This is a genomic window from Hungatella sp. SL.1.14 (assembly GCF_024460495.1).
GTDB lineage: Bacteria > Bacillota > Clostridia > Lachnospirales > Lachnospiraceae > Hungatella > Hungatella hathewayi.
In genome coordinates this window covers 1-297 of the sequence record NZ_JANFYJ010000393.1, presented here as the reverse complement: position 1 = coordinate 297, position 297 = coordinate 1, and the positions used below count along the sequence as shown (strand labels likewise).

The following is a 297-nucleotide window of genomic DNA, read 5'->3' as shown; positions in this document are numbered from 1 at the left end:
GTTATCATCGCAGTTGCTTACAAGGACACCGCTGTAAGTAAAGCCTTTTACCGGGTACCGGCTTACCGCATAGCACAATTCATGCATCTGACTCGATGAGTAGACGAAATAATACGTATCTTTACACTTTCTGATGGATGGTCCTTCAAAAAACTCATGCCCTTCAAATCCTGTCCCTGCACCGTAGCAATTTCCCGGTACCACAATCACAGGCTCCGCTGTCATTGTCACCATATCCGGACCCAGGACCGTTGCCATGGCTCCTTTCCGGGTCCGGTCTCCCGGACCGCAAAATCC

Annotated in this window: 1 pseudogene; it reads right to left on the bottom strand. The window is 50.2% G+C overall.

What is annotated here, in order from left to right:
• Positions 1-258: pseudogene (locus NE473_RS31515) on the bottom strand (family 43 glycosylhydrolase); the annotation flags it as partial.
• Between the last annotated feature and the right edge of the window lie 39 nt (positions 259-297).